Origin of the sequence: Hymenobacter defluvii (assembly GCF_017589435.1) — a bacterium.
GTDB lineage: Bacteria > Bacteroidota > Bacteroidia > Cytophagales > Hymenobacteraceae > Hymenobacter > Hymenobacter profundi.
This window is the reverse complement of the sequence record NZ_JAGETX010000002.1, coordinates 268,968-286,008: the sequence shown is the minus strand read 5'-3', so window position 1 is coordinate 286,008 and position 17,041 is coordinate 268,968. Positions and strand designations below refer to the sequence as shown.

13 protein-coding genes are annotated in these 17,041 nt (G+C 56.8%); 6 read left to right on the top strand and 7 right to left on the bottom strand.

Going from position 1 to position 17,041, the window contains the following annotated elements:
• Positions 1 to 180 precede the first annotated feature (180 nt).
• The 4 genes from J4D97_RS05295 to J4D97_RS05280 all read left to right on the top strand — a co-directional run bounded on the left by J4D97_RS05295 (position 181) and on the right by J4D97_RS05280 (position 4,477).
• Positions 181 to 1,158, top strand: coding sequence for a zinc dependent phospholipase C family protein (locus J4D97_RS05295; RefSeq protein ID WP_208306680.1), 978 nt, complete (start codon positions 181 to 183; stop codon positions 1,156 to 1,158).
• 84 nt (positions 1,159 to 1,242) lie between these two features.
• Positions 1,243 to 1,557, top strand: a complete 315-nt coding sequence (locus J4D97_RS05290; RefSeq protein ID WP_185281603.1) for a CD225/dispanin family protein — start codon at positions 1,243 to 1,245, stop codon at positions 1,555 to 1,557.
• Between the two features lie 6 nt (positions 1,558 to 1,563).
• Entirely contained in the window at positions 1,564 to 1,980 is a 417-nt protein-coding gene (locus J4D97_RS23470; protein ID WP_185281602.1) for a DUF2752 domain-containing protein, read from the top strand.
• 166 nt (positions 1,981 to 2,146) lie between these two features.
• Complete coding sequence (locus J4D97_RS05280) at positions 2,147 to 4,477, top strand: patatin-like phospholipase family protein (RefSeq protein WP_208306679.1); 2,331 nt, start codon at positions 2,147 to 2,149, stop codon at positions 4,475 to 4,477.
• An 80-nt stretch (positions 4,478 to 4,557) separates the two neighbouring features.
• On the opposite strand, the gene carB is transcribed toward J4D97_RS05280, so the two are convergent.
• The 7 genes from carB to J4D97_RS05245 form a co-directional block, all read right to left on the bottom strand.
• Positions 4,558 to 7,782, bottom strand: coding sequence for a carbamoyl-phosphate synthase (glutamine-hydrolyzing) large subunit (gene carB, locus J4D97_RS05275; RefSeq protein ID WP_208306678.1), 3,225 nt, complete (start codon positions 7,780 to 7,782; stop codon positions 4,558 to 4,560).
• A 49-nt stretch (positions 7,783 to 7,831) separates the two neighbouring features.
• Positions 7,832 to 8,164 carry a GIY-YIG nuclease family protein gene (locus J4D97_RS05270; protein ID WP_208306677.1) on the bottom strand — a complete coding sequence of 111 codons (333 nt, stop codon included), beginning with the start codon at positions 8,162 to 8,164 and terminating at the stop codon, positions 7,832 to 7,834.
• A gap of 109 nt (positions 8,165 to 8,273) precedes the next feature.
• The gene (gene carA / locus J4D97_RS05265; RefSeq protein ID WP_208306676.1) at positions 8,274 to 9,368 is read right to left on the bottom strand and encodes a glutamine-hydrolyzing carbamoyl-phosphate synthase small subunit; all 1,095 of its coding nucleotides are present in this window, start codon (positions 9,366 to 9,368) and stop codon (positions 8,274 to 8,276) included.
• A 533-nt stretch (positions 9,369 to 9,901) separates the two neighbouring features.
• Positions 9,902 to 11,041 (bottom strand): aspartate aminotransferase family protein, encoded by a 1,140-nt coding sequence (locus J4D97_RS05260; protein ID WP_208306675.1) that lies wholly within the window; start codon positions 11,039 to 11,041, stop codon positions 9,902 to 9,904.
• A gap of 114 nt (positions 11,042 to 11,155) precedes the next feature.
• Positions 11,156 to 12,151 carry an N-acetyl-gamma-glutamyl-phosphate reductase gene (gene argC / locus J4D97_RS05255; protein ID WP_208306674.1) on the bottom strand — a complete coding sequence of 332 codons (996 nt, stop codon included), beginning with the start codon at positions 12,149 to 12,151 and terminating at the stop codon, positions 11,156 to 11,158.
• Positions 12,152 to 12,338: 187 nt separating this feature from the next.
• Positions 12,339 to 13,523 carry an argininosuccinate synthase gene (gene argG / locus J4D97_RS05250; protein WP_208306673.1) on the bottom strand — a complete coding sequence of 395 codons (1,185 nt, stop codon included), beginning with the start codon at positions 13,521 to 13,523 and terminating at the stop codon, positions 12,339 to 12,341.
• 214 nt (positions 13,524 to 13,737) lie between these two features.
• Positions 13,738 to 14,307 carry a GNAT family N-acetyltransferase gene (locus J4D97_RS05245; protein WP_185281594.1) on the bottom strand — a complete coding sequence of 190 codons (570 nt, stop codon included), beginning with the start codon at positions 14,305 to 14,307 and terminating at the stop codon, positions 13,738 to 13,740.
• An 864-nt stretch (positions 14,308 to 15,171) separates the two neighbouring features.
• Between J4D97_RS05245 and argB the strand changes: the two genes are divergently transcribed.
• Entirely contained in the window at positions 15,172 to 15,954 is a 783-nt protein-coding gene (gene argB / locus J4D97_RS05240) for an acetylglutamate kinase (protein WP_208306672.1), read from the top strand.
• Positions 15,942 to 17,021: a M20 family metallo-hydrolase gene (locus J4D97_RS05235; RefSeq protein WP_208306671.1), complete on the top strand. Its 1,080-nt coding sequence runs from the start codon at positions 15,942 to 15,944 to the stop codon at positions 17,019 to 17,021. The genes argB and J4D97_RS05235 overlap by 13 nt, the downstream gene beginning before the upstream one ends.
• The last annotated feature ends 20 nt before the right edge of the window (positions 17,022 to 17,041 follow it).

Genomic DNA, 17,041 nt, shown 5'->3' with positions numbered 1-17,041 from the left:
GTCAGCAAGGGTACCAACAAACGAACGGGAGCAGGGATATACATACTAGGTAGGGTTCAGTGAAATAATAGCGTAAAATGGTGGGAGAATATAAGCGCTAAACTGCACAGCATCAGCGCCGACAAAGAACTTGGTACAATATTATCCCTGGTGCTATTGTCAAGTTTATGTCTCTTGAAAATGAGAATTGCCACTATTCTACTTGCACTATCTTTAGTATTCCTACCCACCGCACCTACCCACGCCTGGGGCTTCTTCAGCCACCGACTGATTAACCGGCTGGCGGTGCTTACCCTACCCCGCGAAATGATTGGTTTCTACAAAGCCAACATCGACTACCTCACCGAAAACGCCACCCGGCCCGACTCGCGCCGCACAGTGGTGCCCGGCGAGGCCGCCCGCCACTTCCTGGATGTGGACGTGTACGGCGATTCGGCCCTCACCAAAAACGGCCTACCCCGCAATTTTGCCGATGCTGTGGCCCGCTACGGCGAAGATTCCTTGATGCGACACGGCATTGTGCCCTGGCAGGTAGCCCAGATGAAAGGCCAACTCACGGCCGCCTTCCGGGAGCACAACACCGACCGCATCCTGCACCTCTCCGCCGACCTGGGCCACTACGTAGCCGATGCCTGCGTGCCGCTGCATACCACTCGCAACTACAATGGCCAGTTCACGGGTCAGCGCGGCATTCATGGGTTGTGGGAAAGCCGCTTGCCGGAGCTGCTGAGCACCGACTTCGACCTGATGGTAGGCCAGGCTGCCTACCTCGACCGACCTACGGAGGCCATCTGGCAGGCCGTGGCCGCTTCGCACGCCGCCGTCGATTCAGTCCTGCGCTTCGAGCAGGAACAGACGCTGCTGTTTGCCGCCGACCGCAAGTATGGCTACGAGGAGCGGGGCGGCCAGACCATCCGGACCTACTCCCGCGATTTTGCGCGCGCCTACCACCGCCAGCTCAATGGGCAAGTAGAGCGCCGCATGCGCCAGGCTGTGCGTCTGGTAGCGGCTTTTTGGTACACATGCTGGGTGGATGCCGGTCAGCCCGATCTGGACAAGCTGCCCCGCACACCCTCAGCCAAGGAGCAGGAGCGCTTAGCCCAGGAAGCAGCTCGTCAGCAGGCACCAACCCTATACGTACCCGGCCATGAGGACTAACCAGTAGCGCCACAAATTGGTGGTTTGCCCTGGATTCTCTACCTTATTTCGCACTTATACTCCATTTATCCCTTTTTCACTTCTATGGAAAATACCTACACTTCGCCTACCGGATTTACCCCGAGCGGCCCACCTCCCAAAAACTGGCTGGTTGAGTCTATTCTGGTTACGATTTTTTGTTGCCTACCCTTTGGTATTGCAGGCATCGTGAATGCGGCCAACGTTAATTCCCGCTGGGCTGCTGGCGACCGTGACGGCGCCTTACACGCTTCGCAGCAAGCTGGTAAATGGACGAAGATTGGCTTCTTTGTGAGCATTGCGGGCACCGTTGCCTACCTGGCGTTCGTTTTCCTGTTCGGTGGTTTAGCAATGCTAAACGGATTGGGGTCTGGTAACTAAGTAGTTGTGAACGAGTCTGCTGAGCCGCGATGGGGTAAGCTGGCCAGCCTACTGGTGTTGGGTGGGGTAGGGCTTCTACTCCTATACTTTCGCCTCGATCCGGCGCACTACCCTTTCCCACGCTGCCCGGTGCACTGGCTAACGGGGCTGCACTGCCCTGGCTGTGGCACCCAACGCGCCTTGCACGCGCTACTGCACGGTAGGGTAGGGCAGGCGGTCCACTACAATTTGCTGGCCGTAGGCTATGCGCCGGTGGTGGTGGTAGGCGCCTTCGAAGAAGCTTGGCTGCGCGGCGGAGCATCGGCCCGCAGAACCTCCTTTCTGTATAGCGTCTGGTTTGGTTGGTTGACGGTAGGTGGGGTCGTGTTGTTTACGATTCTGCGCAATCTGCCAACCTCTGTTGGCTATTGGCTGGCTCCATAACACGCTGTGGTATACAACTTGCGAAGCCCGACGTAAGCTCGTCGGGCTTTCGTATAACAGTCGAGTAGCAAACCGTTTGGTGGTGTAGCGAAAGCCGGGCACAACCCGGTTCCGTCGGCTGCGTACGAAACCCACTGCCGATGTTGCAGCCTTTCCATATAACTATATGAAGAAACAGTTCTGTTTACTTGTTGCCCTGCTGCTGAGCCTGCTAAACTCAGTATACGCCCAAAAGGTAGGTCTTGTACTTAGTGGCGGCGGCGCCAAAGGCCTGGCACACGTGGGCGTGTTGCGCGTGCTGGAGCAAAACCGTATCCCCATCGACTACATTGTGGGCACTAGCATGGGCGCCATTGTAGGCGGCATGTACGCGGCCGGCTATTCGCCCGACGAGATTGAAGAAATTGTACTGAAGCCAGAGTTCCAGAACTGGGTGAATGGCTCGCCGGTGGAGGGCAAAGTCTACAATTATTACGACATCGACCCCACGCCCGCTGCCCTGCACCTGCGCCTGGCCATCGACTCGACGCTGAAAACCCGCGTGACGCCTAAGCTCGTCAACGACGTGACCCTCAACTATGTGCTGGCTACCATGCTGGCACCCGCTGGCGCCATTGCCAACTACAACTTCGATAACCTGCTGGTGCCCTACCGTAGCGTGGCCTCGGAGGTGTTCACCCGCGAGAAAGTGGTGCAGAAGAGTGGTTCTCTCTCCGATGCTGTGCGCAATTCGATGGCGTTTCCGCTGGCGTTCCGGCCTATCCGGCAGGAAGATGGGCGCTACCTGTTTGATGGAGCCGTGGTGGATAACTTCCCGACGGATGTGATGCGGAACGAGTTCAAGCCCGACATCATGATTGGGGTGAACGTAGGTGATGTCGCCTTCAATAAATATCCTAAGGGGAAAGACGATAAATTACTGGCCAGCACGCTGATATTCCTGGGTTCCAACGTAGCCGATACCACATCGGTAGGCCCAAATGGCATCTATATTCAGCCCAATCTGAACGATATCACGGCGGCTGACTTCAACAGGGTAAAGCAATTGATTCAGTACGGCACGCAGGCCGCCGAGCGCAAGCTTCCGCTGCTTCTGGAACGCATTCAGCGGCGCGAGGATACTGTGGCGCTACAGGCGCGGCGCCGGGCTTTTCAGGAACAAGCTCCTCGCCCGGTATTCAAACGTATCGACGTGCAAGGCCTACCTCAACGCCAGCAAGGTTTTGTGCGCCGTTTCTTCCAAAAAACGGGGTCCAGCTACTCCCCTAGCGATATTGAGGAGGGGTACTACCGCTTGGTTAACAACGATTTCTTCAACAACGTGTACCCCCGTATCAACTACAACAACCAGCTGAAAGGCTACGTGTTGAACGTGGACGCGCGCCAAAATTCCAATCTGACCACTGACCTGGGCGTGCTGCTCTCTACGCGCTCCATGAGCAATATCTATCTGGGCCTGGGCTACCGCTACCTCAATAAGTACCTATACTCGGTGCGGGCCGATGCTACCATTGGCCGTTTCTACAACGGGGCGCGGGGCTCGTTCCGCATCAGTATTCCCGGCAATACGCCCATTTACTTCGAGCCAACGATTACGTTCAACAATTTCAACTACCAGGATACGGGTGGTTTGTTGGGTGCCTCGGCCCAAAACACCCAGCTCCAGCAACGCGACCTCAAAACCTACCTGCAGGTAGGCATCAGTCCCAACTACCGTAGCCGCTACGTGCTGAGCGTAGGCGCCTTCACCAACCGCGACCGATTTGCCAACACCAGCGACATCAACACCAGCGCCACCCTGGACCAAGACCGCCTACAGGGTGCTACCGGCGCTATCCGCTTCGAGCGCAACTCCCTGAACCGCCGTCAATATGCCGTAAGTGGCCGGCGCGTAGAGTTTGGTTTCCGGGGTGTGGCGGCGCGGGAAAAATACGCGCCCGGCAGCACCGCCGACAGTTTGCAGGGCCTTAGCCGCAACCATCAATGGGTGAAGCTGGGTATCTACAACGAGCAGTATTTCACGTTCAATAAAACCGATTCGGTAGGCAGTAGGGTGCACGCCTGGGGCTACCTGGTAGAGTCGCAGATCAGTACGCAAGGGCGCTTTGCCAACTACCGCGCCTCCCTGACGATGGCCCCCGCCTTCCTGCCCCTGCCTGATTCGCGTACCATCTTCCTGGACCGCTACCGGGGCACGGCCTACGCCGCGGCGGGCCTGCGCTACATCAAGGCTATTGTAGGTTCGCTGGAGTGGCGCACCGAAGGCTACGTGCACGTGCTGGTGCGCCCCTGGGAACGGCAGGAGGTCAACCCACTGCTGGCGCAACGTGGTCCGGCCATCAGCCGTCCCTACTTCACGGCCATGACGGGCTTCGTGTACCAAACACCCGTTGGCCCGGCCTCGCTGCAATTCATTCATTACGACGCGCCTACCCGGCAGTTTAGCGTGTTTGCGCACATCGGCTTCGTGCTGTTCCGCGAACGGTCGTTGGATTAAGGTGTCATAGTATACACAAAGCCCTGCTATCATCAGATAGCAGGGCTTTTATTAAATCAGTAAACTAAGTAGGGCGACTGTTACTGCGCCTTATATTCGTTCCAGCTCTTGATCTTCAAATCCGACATTTCCAGCTTGCAGAACGCTTTGATAAACGCCTTCGCCAGGCGTGCGTTCGTAATCAGCGGCGTGTTGAAATCGACGGCGGTACGGCGAATTTTGTAGTCGTTGTCCAGCTCGCCCTTGGTCAGGTTCTTGGGAATGTTGATGACTAGGTCGATTTTCTTCTCGCGCAGGTAGCTGATGACGTTCGGTTCCTGATAGTCATCGGGCCAGAAGAGAAGCTGGGAAGGCACGCTATTTTCGGCGAAGAAGCGGTGCGTGCCCTGGGTGGCGTAGAGCGTGTAGCCCTTTTGCACCAGCAACTTCGCGGCGGATAGAAGTGCCACTTTGGAGGCAATTGGCCCGCCGGAAATCAGCACCGACTGCTTCGGAATACGGTAGCCCACCGACAGCAGCGACTTCAGTAGCGCCTCCTCCGGCGAGTCGCCCAGGCAGCCTACCTCGCCGGTTGAGGTCATGTCCACGCGCATCACCGGGTCGGCGCCTTGCAGGCGCGTGAAGGAGAACTGTGAGGCCTTCACGCCCACGAAGGTAGAGTCGTACACTAGCTCGCTGGCGTCGCGCTCCACAGGTAGGCCCAGCAGCACTTTGGTGGCCTTCTTGATAAAGTTGTGGCCCGAAATCTTTGACACGAAGGGGAAGCTGCGCGAGGCGCGCAGGTTGCACTCAATTACGCGGATTTCGCCGTTTTTCTCCAAGAATTGGATATTGAAAGGCCCGCTAATTTCGAAGCGCTTGGCAATTTGCTCGGCAATGGTTTTCAGCTTGCGCACCGTGCCTACGTACACCCGCTGGGGTGGGTAGTACATGGTGGCGTCGCCGGAATGCACGCCAGCAAACTCCACGTGCTCGGAAATGGCGTAGCTCACAATGTCGCCGTGGTCGGCCACCGCATCCAGCTCAATTTCCTTGGCATCCTGAATAAACTCCGACACCACCACCGGATACTCGGCGCTAACCGCCGAGGCGAGGTCCAGGTAGGCTTCCATCTCGTCGCGGTTAGACACCACGTTCATAGCCGCACCCGACAGCACGTAGCTCGGTCGGATCAGCACCGGAAACCCTACCTCCTGCACAAACTCATACACGGCATCCAGGGTCGTCAGCTCGCGCCAGCGCGGTTGGGCAATGCCCAGCTCGTCGAGAATGGAGGAGAACTTGTGACGGTTTTCGGCTTCGTCGATGCGGGCGGGGGCAGTGCCCAGCACCGGTACCTCGGCGTCGGCCAGGCGGGTAGCGAGGTTGTTGGGAATCTGACCGCCAGTGGATAGAATGACGCCAGTAGGCTGCTCAAAATCCAGAATGTCCATCACCCGCTCGTAGCTCAACTCCTCGAAGTAGAGCCGGTCGCTGACGTCGTAGTCAGTCGAAACGGTTTCGGGGTTGTAGTTGATAATGATGGACTTGTAGCCTTCTTCGGTTGCCGTTTGGGCGGCATTCACGCCGCACCAGTCAAACTCCACCGACGAGCCAATGCGGTACACGCCCGAGCCCAACACCACCACCGACTTATCGGTTTCGGGTTCCAGGTCGTTTTCGGTGCCGTGGTAGGTGGTGTAGAGGTAGTTGGTTTGAGCCGGGAATTCGGCGGCCAGCGTGTCAATCTGCTTCACTACGGGCAACACGCCCAAGGCCTTGCGCTGCTCGCGTACGATTAGCTCGTTGGCTTTTACATCTTGGTTGCCGTAGAGCTTCACGGCCAGCTGCTGGTCCGAGAAGCCGGCTTTCTTGGTTTCGCGCAGCAGCTCGGCGGGTAAGGCATCGGCCGAATCCAGTTCACCTACCTGGTTTCCCAGCTCAAAGATGGTGTAGAGGCGCTGCAAGAACCACAGGTCAATCTTGGTCAGATCGTGCACCTGCTGGATGGTATACCCCGCCTCGAAGGCCAGATTAATAGCGAAAATGCGCTCCTCGTTCGGCTCGCTCAGTAGCTTGTCGAGGGTAGCGTTGTCCACGGTTTCAGCGGCATTGCCCACGAAGCCGCGCTTGCCGGTATCCAGCATCCGCAGGCCCTTCTGAATGGCTTCTTCAAATGATTTGCCGATGCTCATCACCTCGCCCACGCTCTTCATACTGCTGCCAATCTGGCGCGCCACGCCCGAGAATTTGCCTAAGTCCCAGCGCGGCAGCTTGCATACCACGTAGTCCAAAGCCGGCTCGAAGAAGGCCGAAGTGGTCTGCGTCACGCTGTTTTTTAGCTCCGACAGTGCGTAGCCCAAGCTCAGCTTAGCAGCTACAAACGCCAGCGGATAGCCCGTGGCCTTGGAAGCCAGCGCCGAGGAGCGCGACAGGCGCGCATTCACCTCAATCACGCGGTATTCCTCGGAAAATGGGTCGAGGGCGTACTGAATGTTGCACTCGCCCACAATGCCCAGGTGGCGAATGGTCTTGATGCCGATGCTGCGCAGCTTGTGGTACTCGCGGTTGCTCAACGTCTGCGACGGGGCCACCACGATGCTTTCCCCGGTGTGAATACCGATGGGGTCGAAGTTTTCCATGTTGCAGACCGTGATGCAGTTGTCATATTGGTCGCGCACTACTTCGTACTCCACTTCCTTCCAGCCTTTCAGCGACTCTTCCACTAGAATCTGGTCGGAAGTCGTGAAGGCTTTTTCAGCCAGCGCCCGCAGCTCGTCGTCGTTATTGGCGAAGCCACTTCCCAAACCACCCAGTGCAAACGCCGCACGCACGATGATGGGGTATCCGATTTCTTCGGCGGCTTTCAACGCATCGTCTAGGGTCGTCACGGCCCGGCTGCGGGCAATGAGCACGCCGATCTGGTCGAGCTTATCCTTGAAAATGTCGCGGTCCTCGGTGTCAATGATGCTCTGCACCGGCGTACCCAGCACCTTCACGTTGTACTTCTCGAAGATTCCCCCTTGGTACAAGGCCACGGCGCAGTTCAGAGCCGTTTGGCCGCCAAAGGCTACTAGAATGCCATCGGGCTGCTCCTTTTTGATGACCTCCTCCACGAAGTAAGGCGTCACGGGCAGGAAGTACACGTCGTCGGCAATGTTATCCGACGTCTGCACGGTGGCGATGTTGGGGTTGATGAGGATGGTGCGGATGCCTTCCTCTTTCAGGGCCTTCAGGGCCTGCGAGCCGGAGTAGTCAAATTCGCCGGCCTCGCCGATTTTCAGCGCGCCCGAGCCAAGGACCAGGACTTTTTGTGGTTTGTTCATTCTGGGGATTGTATTCGAAAAGAACGTAGGCGAAGGAGTTATCAGAACGTCATGCTGAGCTTGTCGAAGCATCTCTACCGCTTCGTTGGGGGCAGCCTGCCCACGTTTCTAAATCAATGGGTTGCCAGGTAGGGTTGAATGCATGAATCAGTGCATCTTTCTTCGCGCGTGTCCAGCCTTTCAACTGCTTTTCTCGCGCAATGGCTTGGGTAGCATCCGGACACAATTCGAAGTATACCAACAAATCTGCTTGATACCGTCCGGTGAATTTTCCAGCTTCACCCCGGCCGTTGCTGTGCTCGTAAAGTCGTCGCGTGAGGTCGTTGGTGACGCCGATATAGAGGACAGTTTGGGTAGGATTGGTCAGGATGTAGACGTACATACCATATGTTTCAGAACGTCATGCTGAGCTTGTCGAAGCATCTCTACCGCTTCGCCAGATACTATTCAACGAAGCGGTAGAGATGCTTCGACAAGCTCAGCATGACGTTCTAATTTGTCGCTACAGTAGCCTTATATTCCTCTACCGCCTTCAAAAAATCATCAAACATAAACTCCGTGTCCTGGGGCCCACCGGCGGCTTCAGGGTGAAACTGAGTGGAGAAGAACGGCTTGGTTTTGTGCTTGATGCCTTCGCAAGTGCCGTCGTTGAGGTTTTCGAACAGCATCTCCCACTCGGCAGGTAGGGTGTCGGTGTCTACCGCGAAGCCGTGGTTTTGGCTGGTGATGTAGCTGCGCTTGGTGCCCGTGAGTAGGACAGGCTGGTTGTGGCTGCGATGGCCGTATTTCAGCTTGAAGGTGTCGCCGCCCGCGGCTAGGCCCATAAGCTGGGAGCCCAGGCAGATGCCGAAGATGGGCTTGTCTTGCTGCAAGGCGGTTTGGAGGTGGCCGATGGTCGCCTCACACATCTTCGGGTCGCCGGGGCCGTTGCTGAGGAACAGGCCGTCGTAGTCGAGCTGGGTGAAGTCGTAGTCCCATGGTACGCGAATCAGCTCCACATCGCGCTCCAGGAAGCAGCGGATGATGTTGGTCTTGGTGCCGCAGTCGACCAGCACAATTTTGTTTTTGCCGCTGCCGTAGTGCTTCACCTCAGAGGGGCTCACCTGGGCTACCAGGTTGTCCTGGTTGGGGTCGTGCAATTCCACATCTTCCGCGGCCACGATTTTGCCCAGCATGGCGCCTTTCTCGCGCAGCTTCTTGGTGAGCAGGCGCGTATCCACGTCGAAAATGCCGGGGATGTTGTATTCCGACAGCCAGTCGCCCAGGCTCTTGGCGGCGTGCCAGTGGCTGTGCTCCTCGGAGTAGTAGTTCACTACCAACCCGGCAATGTGAATCTTATCCGACTCGAAAATCTTGGAAATAGACTCATATAGGTCCTCGCCGGGTACGCCGTAGTTGCCTACCATCGGGTAGGTGAGCACCAGAATCTGCCCGGCAAACGACGGATCCGTGAGGTTTTCGGGGTAGCCAGTCATGGCTGTGCTGAATACGACTTCGCCCGCGGCCGATGTGAAGGCGCCGAAGGATTTGCCCTGAATTTCGGTGCCGTCTTCCAGCACCAGCTTCACCGATTTAGCGTTTTCCACTCTGTTTTGCGTAAAAGGGTTTACTCTGTTATTTAATTTCTGCGGTAGTCAGGCAGGCCGCTTTCTTCTATGTTGCAGTAGGCTGAAGTGGCAGGTGCGCCATCGTCTCACTCAATACTGATCGGAACCTTACCATCGGAGCAAAATGCGTCAATTTATCTCCCGTGCCGAGCATCTGGCGGGGGCGCCGCTTGTCCTCAGCCAGCCTTTGGAAACGCCCCGATATTTTTTCGGCTGGAACAGGACCGAAAATCAGGGGTCTGTTCCAGCCGAAGCAGGATGAAAGCCAAACGGGAGCAAAGGAATGCGTTTCACGAGGCCCCGCGCACTGCCGCTTCCGGATGTCAGGCATCGGGAAGTCGGGCGGGCACGACTGCGGGAAGGAAAAAGGAATGGCCGTTCTTTCAAGGAAAGAACCAGCCGGCTGCTGCGTACTGGTGGCCAATGGCAGCGTGCAGCTAATCAGAAGGGGAGCGTGGCTCGTGAGCTTCGTCGTGCTACTCATTGGGGCTGCAAGTTAGGCCACAAGTCGCTTACTTCCTCGCCTCCGCCGGAATAAGTGTATACAGCGCTTCCAAAAACCGGTCTACTTCCTCCTTTGTGATATTCAGCGGCGGCAGTAGGCGCAGCACGCCGGGGTCGGAGGCATTGCCTACAAAGATGTGGTGCTCCGTGAGCAGCTTGTCGCGCACCTCTTTCACGGGGAAGTTGTACTTGATGCCTAGCATCAAACCCCGACCGCGGATTTCCTCAGCGCCGGCGTTGGCTTCTAGCTCCTGACGCAAGTAGTCGCCCATCTCATGCGCGTGCTCCACCAGGTTTTCCTGCTCAATGACTTCCAGCACGGCCAGTGCGGCAGCGCAAGCCAGGTGGTTGCCGCCAAAGGTAGTGCCCAGCAGCCCATACGAAGCTTTCAGGGTAGGGGCAATCAGAATGCCGCCGATAGGAAAACCGTTGCCCATGCCCTTCGCTACCGAAATAACGTCGGGCTGAATGCCTGCCCACTGATGCGCGAAGAACTTGCCACTGCGGCCGTAGCCGCACTGCACTTCATCAGCAATCAGCAGGGCGCCATATTGCTTGCACAGCTCGGCTAGTCCGCGTAAGAAGTCGTCTGAAGGCATGATGATGCCGCCTACCCCTTGAATAGGTTCGATGATAGCGGCGCATACATCGCCCGCTTGCAGGGCTTGCTCCACCTCGGCCAAGTCGTAGGGTAGGAAGCTCACGGCGTGGTTAGCGTTGAAAGGCGCCACAATCTTCGGGTTATCCGTAGCCGCCACCGCGCCCGACGTACGGCCGTGGAATGCACCTTTAAAGGCAACAACTCGGCTCTTGCCCGTGTGGAACGATGCCAGTTTCAGCGCATTCTCGTTGGCCTCGGCGCCCGAGTTGCACAAAAACAGCCCATACTCCGGGTAGCCCGACACCTCGCCCAACTTCTGCGCCAGCTCCCGCTGAATCGGAATCTGCACCGAGTTGGAGTAGAAGCCTAGGTTCTGAAGCTGCTCGGTGAGGCGCAGCACGTAGTGCGGGTGGCTGTGGCCGATGGAAATCACGGCGTGGCCGCCGTAGAAGTCGAGGTATTCCTGCCCGTTGTCGGCCCACAGCTTCGCCCCAAACGCCCGTACGGGCGTGATGTTGACGAGCGGATAAACGTTGAAGAGGTCCATGATGATAAGCAGTTAGCGCCGTTCTGGTACCCAGGGTAGAAGCCCTGGGCTAATCAGCATTTCGGCAAATTTCGTTACGTAGCCCAGGGTTTTAACCCTAGGGTATCCGAGCTGTTAAAACAACGCCGCCTTCAATCCTAGCCCCGTCGTTTCTGGTAGCCCAAAAAGCAAATTCATATTCTGCACCGCCTGCCCCGAAGCGCCTTTAATCAGATTATCTATAGCCGAGGTGATGAGCAATTGCTTGCTAAATTTCTGCACGTGCAACAGGCATTTGTTGGTGTTCACTACCTGTTTCAGGTGGATTTCCTTATCCGAAACCGTAGTAAATACCGCATCAGCATAGAAATTCCGATATAGCTCCCGCGCCTCGTCCTGGCTCAGCTCCGACGGCGTGTAGACGCTGGCGAAGATGCCCCGCGTGAAGTTGCCGCGGTAGGGAATGAAGTTGATGTCGACCTCGACCTCGGCCTGGGGCTGGAGGTACCGCAGACTCTCCCCAATCTCGCCCAGGTGTTGGTGCTTGAAAGGCTTGTAAATGGAGATGTTGCCCGTGCGCCAAGTGAAACCCGTGGTTTCGGTCAGCTCGCGGCCCGCGCCGGTGCTACCGGTAATGGCCGAGACGTGCACCGCATCCGTGAGCTTACCTGCCGCCGCCAGGGGTAGAAGCGCCAGCTGAATAGCCGTGGCAAAGCACCCCGGATTGGCAATGCTCTGCGCCTGTTGAATGCGGCTGCGGTTCATCTCGGGCAAACCGTACACAAACTCCCTACCTTCAAACTCGGCGTCGGCTTCCAGGCGGAAGTCGTTGCTGAGGTCGATGATGTGGGTAGTTTCGGGCAAGTTGCTTTTTTCCAGCCACGCCTTAGAGTTGCCGTGGCCTAGGCACAGGAACACCACGTCCTCATCGCCAGCCAGCTCCGAGGCAAACCGCAGATCGGTGTCGCCTACCAGGTCGTCGTGGACTTGGTAGACGGGATTGCCAGCGTTGGACGAGCTGACGATGGCGCTCAACTCCGCGTATTCGTGGTGCAGCAGAATGCGAATCAGCTCCCCGGCCGTGTAGCCAGCGCCGCCCACAATGCCGACTTTGATGTTGTGATTTTGCATGGTCTAGTCGCCCTCCTAGGTGGACCCCACCCCCCGGCCCCACTCTCCTTGATGCGGAGAATCCTCCGGGAGAGGGGGAGGCACGGCGGCGTGAACAACAGTTAGGACTAAAAACTAAAAGGTAGAAACTAGTCCCCCTCTCCCGAAGGATTCTCCGCATCAAGGGGAGTGGGGCTAGGGGGTGGGGTTACTCGTTGAACGAGCTGTGAATCCGCAGTTGGTTGCTGAAAATCTTGATGAAGCCCCGCGCGTCGCGCGAATCCCAAGCGTTGTTTTCCTCGCCGTAGGTCGCCACTTTGGACTGCATCATGTCGTATTTCGACTCGATGCCTTGCAGTTCGAACTGGTAGGGCTTCAGCGTCACGAACACCTTGCCCGACACCCGCTCCTGCGACGATTCCAGCAATGCCTCAAAGTCGCGCATCACCGGGTCGAGGTATTGAGCCTCGTGGAGTAGGGTGCCGTACCAGTTGGCCACGTATTCCTTATGAATCTGCTGCCAGCGCGAGCTGGTATGCTTTTCCAATAAGTGGTGTCCTTTCAGCAAGATCAGCGGAGCGGGTGCCTCGAAGCCCACACGGCCTTTGATGCCCAGAATGGTGTCGCCCACGTGCGTGTCGCGGCCAATGGCATATTGACCAGCCAACTCGTTGAGCTTTTGGATGAGTGCCACAGGTGCCATCTGCTCGCCGTTCAGCGCTACGGGTTCGCCCTTCTCGAAGGTGATTTCCACGTTCGTCGGCTCGGTCTGCGTGAGTTGGGTAGGGTAGGCCGATTCGGGTAGCGCCTGGCGCGAAGTCAGCGTTTCAACGCCGCCTACGCTGGTGCCCCAAATACCCACGTTGATAGAATACTTCGCCTTCTCCCAGCTCATCTCGAAGCCCTGCTGTTGCAGGTACTCAATTTCCTGCTGGCGCGAAAGTTTCAGGTCACGAATGGGCGTGATGATTTCCGTATTGGGCGCGATGACCGCAAATGCCACGTCGAAGCGCACTTGGTCGTTGCCGGCGCCGGTGCTGCCGTGGGCAATGTACTCGGCCCCGGTGCTGCGGGCGTACTCGGCAATAGCCAGCGATTGGAACATGCGCTCGGCACTCACGCTCAGCGGGTACGTGTCGTTCTTTAGAATATTCCCGAAAATCAGGTAGCGCACACACTCGTGGTAGAATCGCTCCGTCACGTCGATAACTTCGTGCGTGGTGGAACCCAATTCGTAGGCACGCTTTTCAATAGCGGCCAATTCCTCGGGCGAGAAACCGCCCGAATTCACAATTACCGTGTGGACTTCCAGCCCAAGTTCGCGCGACAAATACACGGCGCAGTAGGACGTGTCGAGGCCGCCGCTATAGGCGAGGACTACCTTTTTCTTCATTTCAGAGAGTTAGAGGATGTATGCGAAAGTAGGAAGAACGTTCTTTTAATTGACCCCACCCCCACCCCCAGCCCCTCCCCTCTAGGAGAGGGGTGCCAGACGAAAGTGAACTTGTGAAGTTGTGAGCAGTGAATAATTTACCTTTTGCTCTTCACAGCTTCACCCCTAGAACGCACCCCTCTCCCGGAGGGGAGGGGCCGGGGGTGGGGTCACGCTACCGCAGAATCTCGATAGATTCCTGCGCAATCTTGCCGTACTGGTCTTTCAGGTTGTCGTAGACCATGCCTGTGCACAAGCACATTTTGCGCTCGTTTTCCTGCAAGATGGGGTAGTTCTTGCAACTCATGCAGCCTTTCCAGAAGTCGTCGCTTTGCGTAAGCTCAGGGAAGGTGGTAGGGCGGTAGCCCAGCTCGCTGTTGATTTTCATCACAGCAGCGCTGGTGGTAATACCGAAAATCTTGGCTGCCGGGTACTTCGTGCGCGAGAGTTTGAACACCTCGTGCTTGATGGCACGGCCCAGGCCTTCCTTACGCAGCTCGGTGTTCACGATCAGGCCCGAGTTCACCACAAACTTGGCGTCGTCGAACGTCTCAATGTAGCAGAAGCCGGCCAACTCACCTTCTACGAAGGCGATGATGGCGTCACCGTTCTGGATTTTCTTGATTAAGTAATTCGGCTCGCGCTTGGCGATGCCAGTGCCCCGCGTCTTGGCCGACTCAACGTACCATTGGCAAAGGGTGTCAACATATTGAATGTCGGCGAAAGTAGCGACGCGTAAGTTCATGGAGATACGGCGATGCTTGCCTACGCAGGGGTAGGCAAAATGTCTCGAAAAGCAGGATTGCGAAAAGAGAGCCGTTGCTGCCGAGAAAGGCAGTTTTAGGCAACCGGGGCCGGCGGGACGGGTACTCGGGTAGGACTTCCATAGCCGGCTAGCACATGCTGGTAGCCGGGCTGACTGGGTCGCCAGAAGACCCATAATCAGCGCATGAATAACTGTCCTACACCCGTCGTCGCATCATTTCGGTTGAGTTTGTTTCCGGCCGGCTACCGAGCAGGTTAGGTGCACAGCGGAAAATTTTTGCAAACATAAACCCCGTAAAGGATATTGCAAGCTTTTACTGAAATTTACCCTCGTTGGTTGTGGAATTAACCAATTCTTAATCAAGGGGTTGTCAGTGTTGCAAAAATCACATTGGGATAATAAAGTTTGAGCAAGTAACGCGCCAAAGCGCTTTTGAGTACTGGCAAGTGCACGTAACCAATATGTTACGTATGTGCTCCGAATAGGACTATTCGGTTGCAGCTATATAACACACGCTAGCTGTAGCAGTTCATTTTAAAGACAAAATTTTACCTGGCCGATACTGTTGCTTGCACCGCGCAGCTCATAAATATAAAGCTACTCAAGAGCGTCATGTTGAGCTTGTCGAGACATCTTGCGCGCTGATATCAGATAGTAAATGCCTTGCTAAAGGATAAAACTGCTTGCGGACGTTAGCACGTAAGATGTCTCGACAAGCTCGACACGACGCTTTACTTACTCTCTCTACCCGGTTTCTAATGACAGCCGTCAGTACGAAGCTCGTTCAGCAGAATCCCGTCAGGCGACTACCGGCGTCGGACCGGTAACGTAAGCATCTCTTCCATGAAAGAACAACTGAAAATAGTAAAGATAGGCGGCGGCATTCTGGACGATCCAGAGAAGCTGTACCAGTTCGTAGCCGAGTTTCACCGCCTACCCGGCCTGAAGGTGCTGGTGCATGGTGGTGGTAAGGGCGCTAGTACCTTGCTGCAAAGCCTCGGCATTGAGCCCCAGATGGTAAACGGTCGCCGCATTACCGACGCCGCCACGCTGGATGTGGTGACGATGTTCTATGCTGGCAAAACCAACAAGCTGCTGGTGGCCCTACTTCAGGAGCATGGCACCAATGCCCTAGGCCTTTCCGGTGCCGATGGCAACGTGCTGCGCGCCACCCGCCGACCGATAGGCGCGGTCGATTACGGCTACGTTGGCGACCTGACCGATCAGAGCGTGAACACGCCACTACTGCAAACCCTACTTGGTGCGGGCCTCACGCCCGTGTTCTGCGCCATCACCCACGACGGCCAAGGACAACTGCTCAATACCAACGCCGATACCATTGCCAGCGTGTTGGCTCGTGCACTAGCACCATTCTATGAGGTAGCCCTGCATTTTTGCTTCGAGAAAGACGGCGTATTGGCTGACGTGCACGACGACAGCTCGGTGATTCCGCAAATCACGCCCGCGCTGTTTCAGGAGCTGAAAGCCAGCGGCGCTATTGCGGCCGGTATGTTGCCGAAGTTGGAAAATGCCTTTGCCGCCTTAGATGCAGGGGTAGAAAAGGTCATCATCGAAAACGCGTTGAAAATCAACGAACCCGTGAAAACTGTGCTATGCCAAAGCTAGTAGACCAGTTGACCGAGGAAGCCATTCAACTGCTGATGGCGTTGATTCGCACACCATCTTACTCGCGGGAGGAGGCGGATACGGCCACGCTGCTAAAGCAGTTTCTGCAAGCACACGGTACCGAAGTGCACCGCGACGCCAATAACGTGTGGGCCATGTCACGCCACTGGCAGGAGGGCCGCCCAACGGTCCTACTCAACTCCCACCACGACACCGTGAAGCCCGGCGCCTCCTGGACCGCCGACCCATTCGGGGCCGCAGTAGTAGGCGACAAGCTCACCGGCTTGGGCAGTAACGACGCGGGCGCTTCCGCCGTGAGCTTGCTGGCGACGTTTCTCTACTTTGAGGAAAACCCGTTGCCCTTCAACTTGCTCTGCGCCATCACGGCGGAGGAGGAAGTATCGGGCGCTAACGGTATCCGTCGCCTGCTGCCCCTACTCCCCACCATCGACTTGGGCATTGTAGGAGAGCCGACGCAGATGGACCTGGCCATTGCCGAAAAGGGCCTCGTGGTGCTGGACTGCGTAGCGCACGGTCGCACTGGCCACGCCGCCCGCGAGGAAGGCGACAATGCCCTCTACAAAGCATTGGATGACATTCAGCTACTTCGCAACTACCAGTTTTCCCGCGTGTCGGAGCTGCTGGGGCCAGTGAAGCTCTCCGTCACGCAAATTCAGGCCGGCACCCAGCATAATGTAGTACCCGACCGTTGCACGTTCGTGGTCGATGTGCGGACGAATGAGCTGTATTCCAATCAGGAAGTAGTCGATATTATTCGTGCTATGGTAGGTGCCGAGGTGACGCCGCGCTCTACCCACCTCAACTCCTCACGCATTGCCCTGGAGCACCCGTTGGTGCAGCGTGGGTTGGCGCTGGGTAGGAAAGCATTCGGCTCCGTCACGCTCTCCGACCAAAGCATGATGCCCTTTACGACGGTGAAAGTAGGCCCCGGCGACTCGGCCCGTTCCCATACCCCCGACGAGTTTATTTATTTAAGCGAGATTCGCGGCGGGGTGCGTGGCTACGTAGAGCTGTTGCAGGGACTAGAATTAGAGACTAAAAACTAGAAGCTAGTTTTACCTTTTAG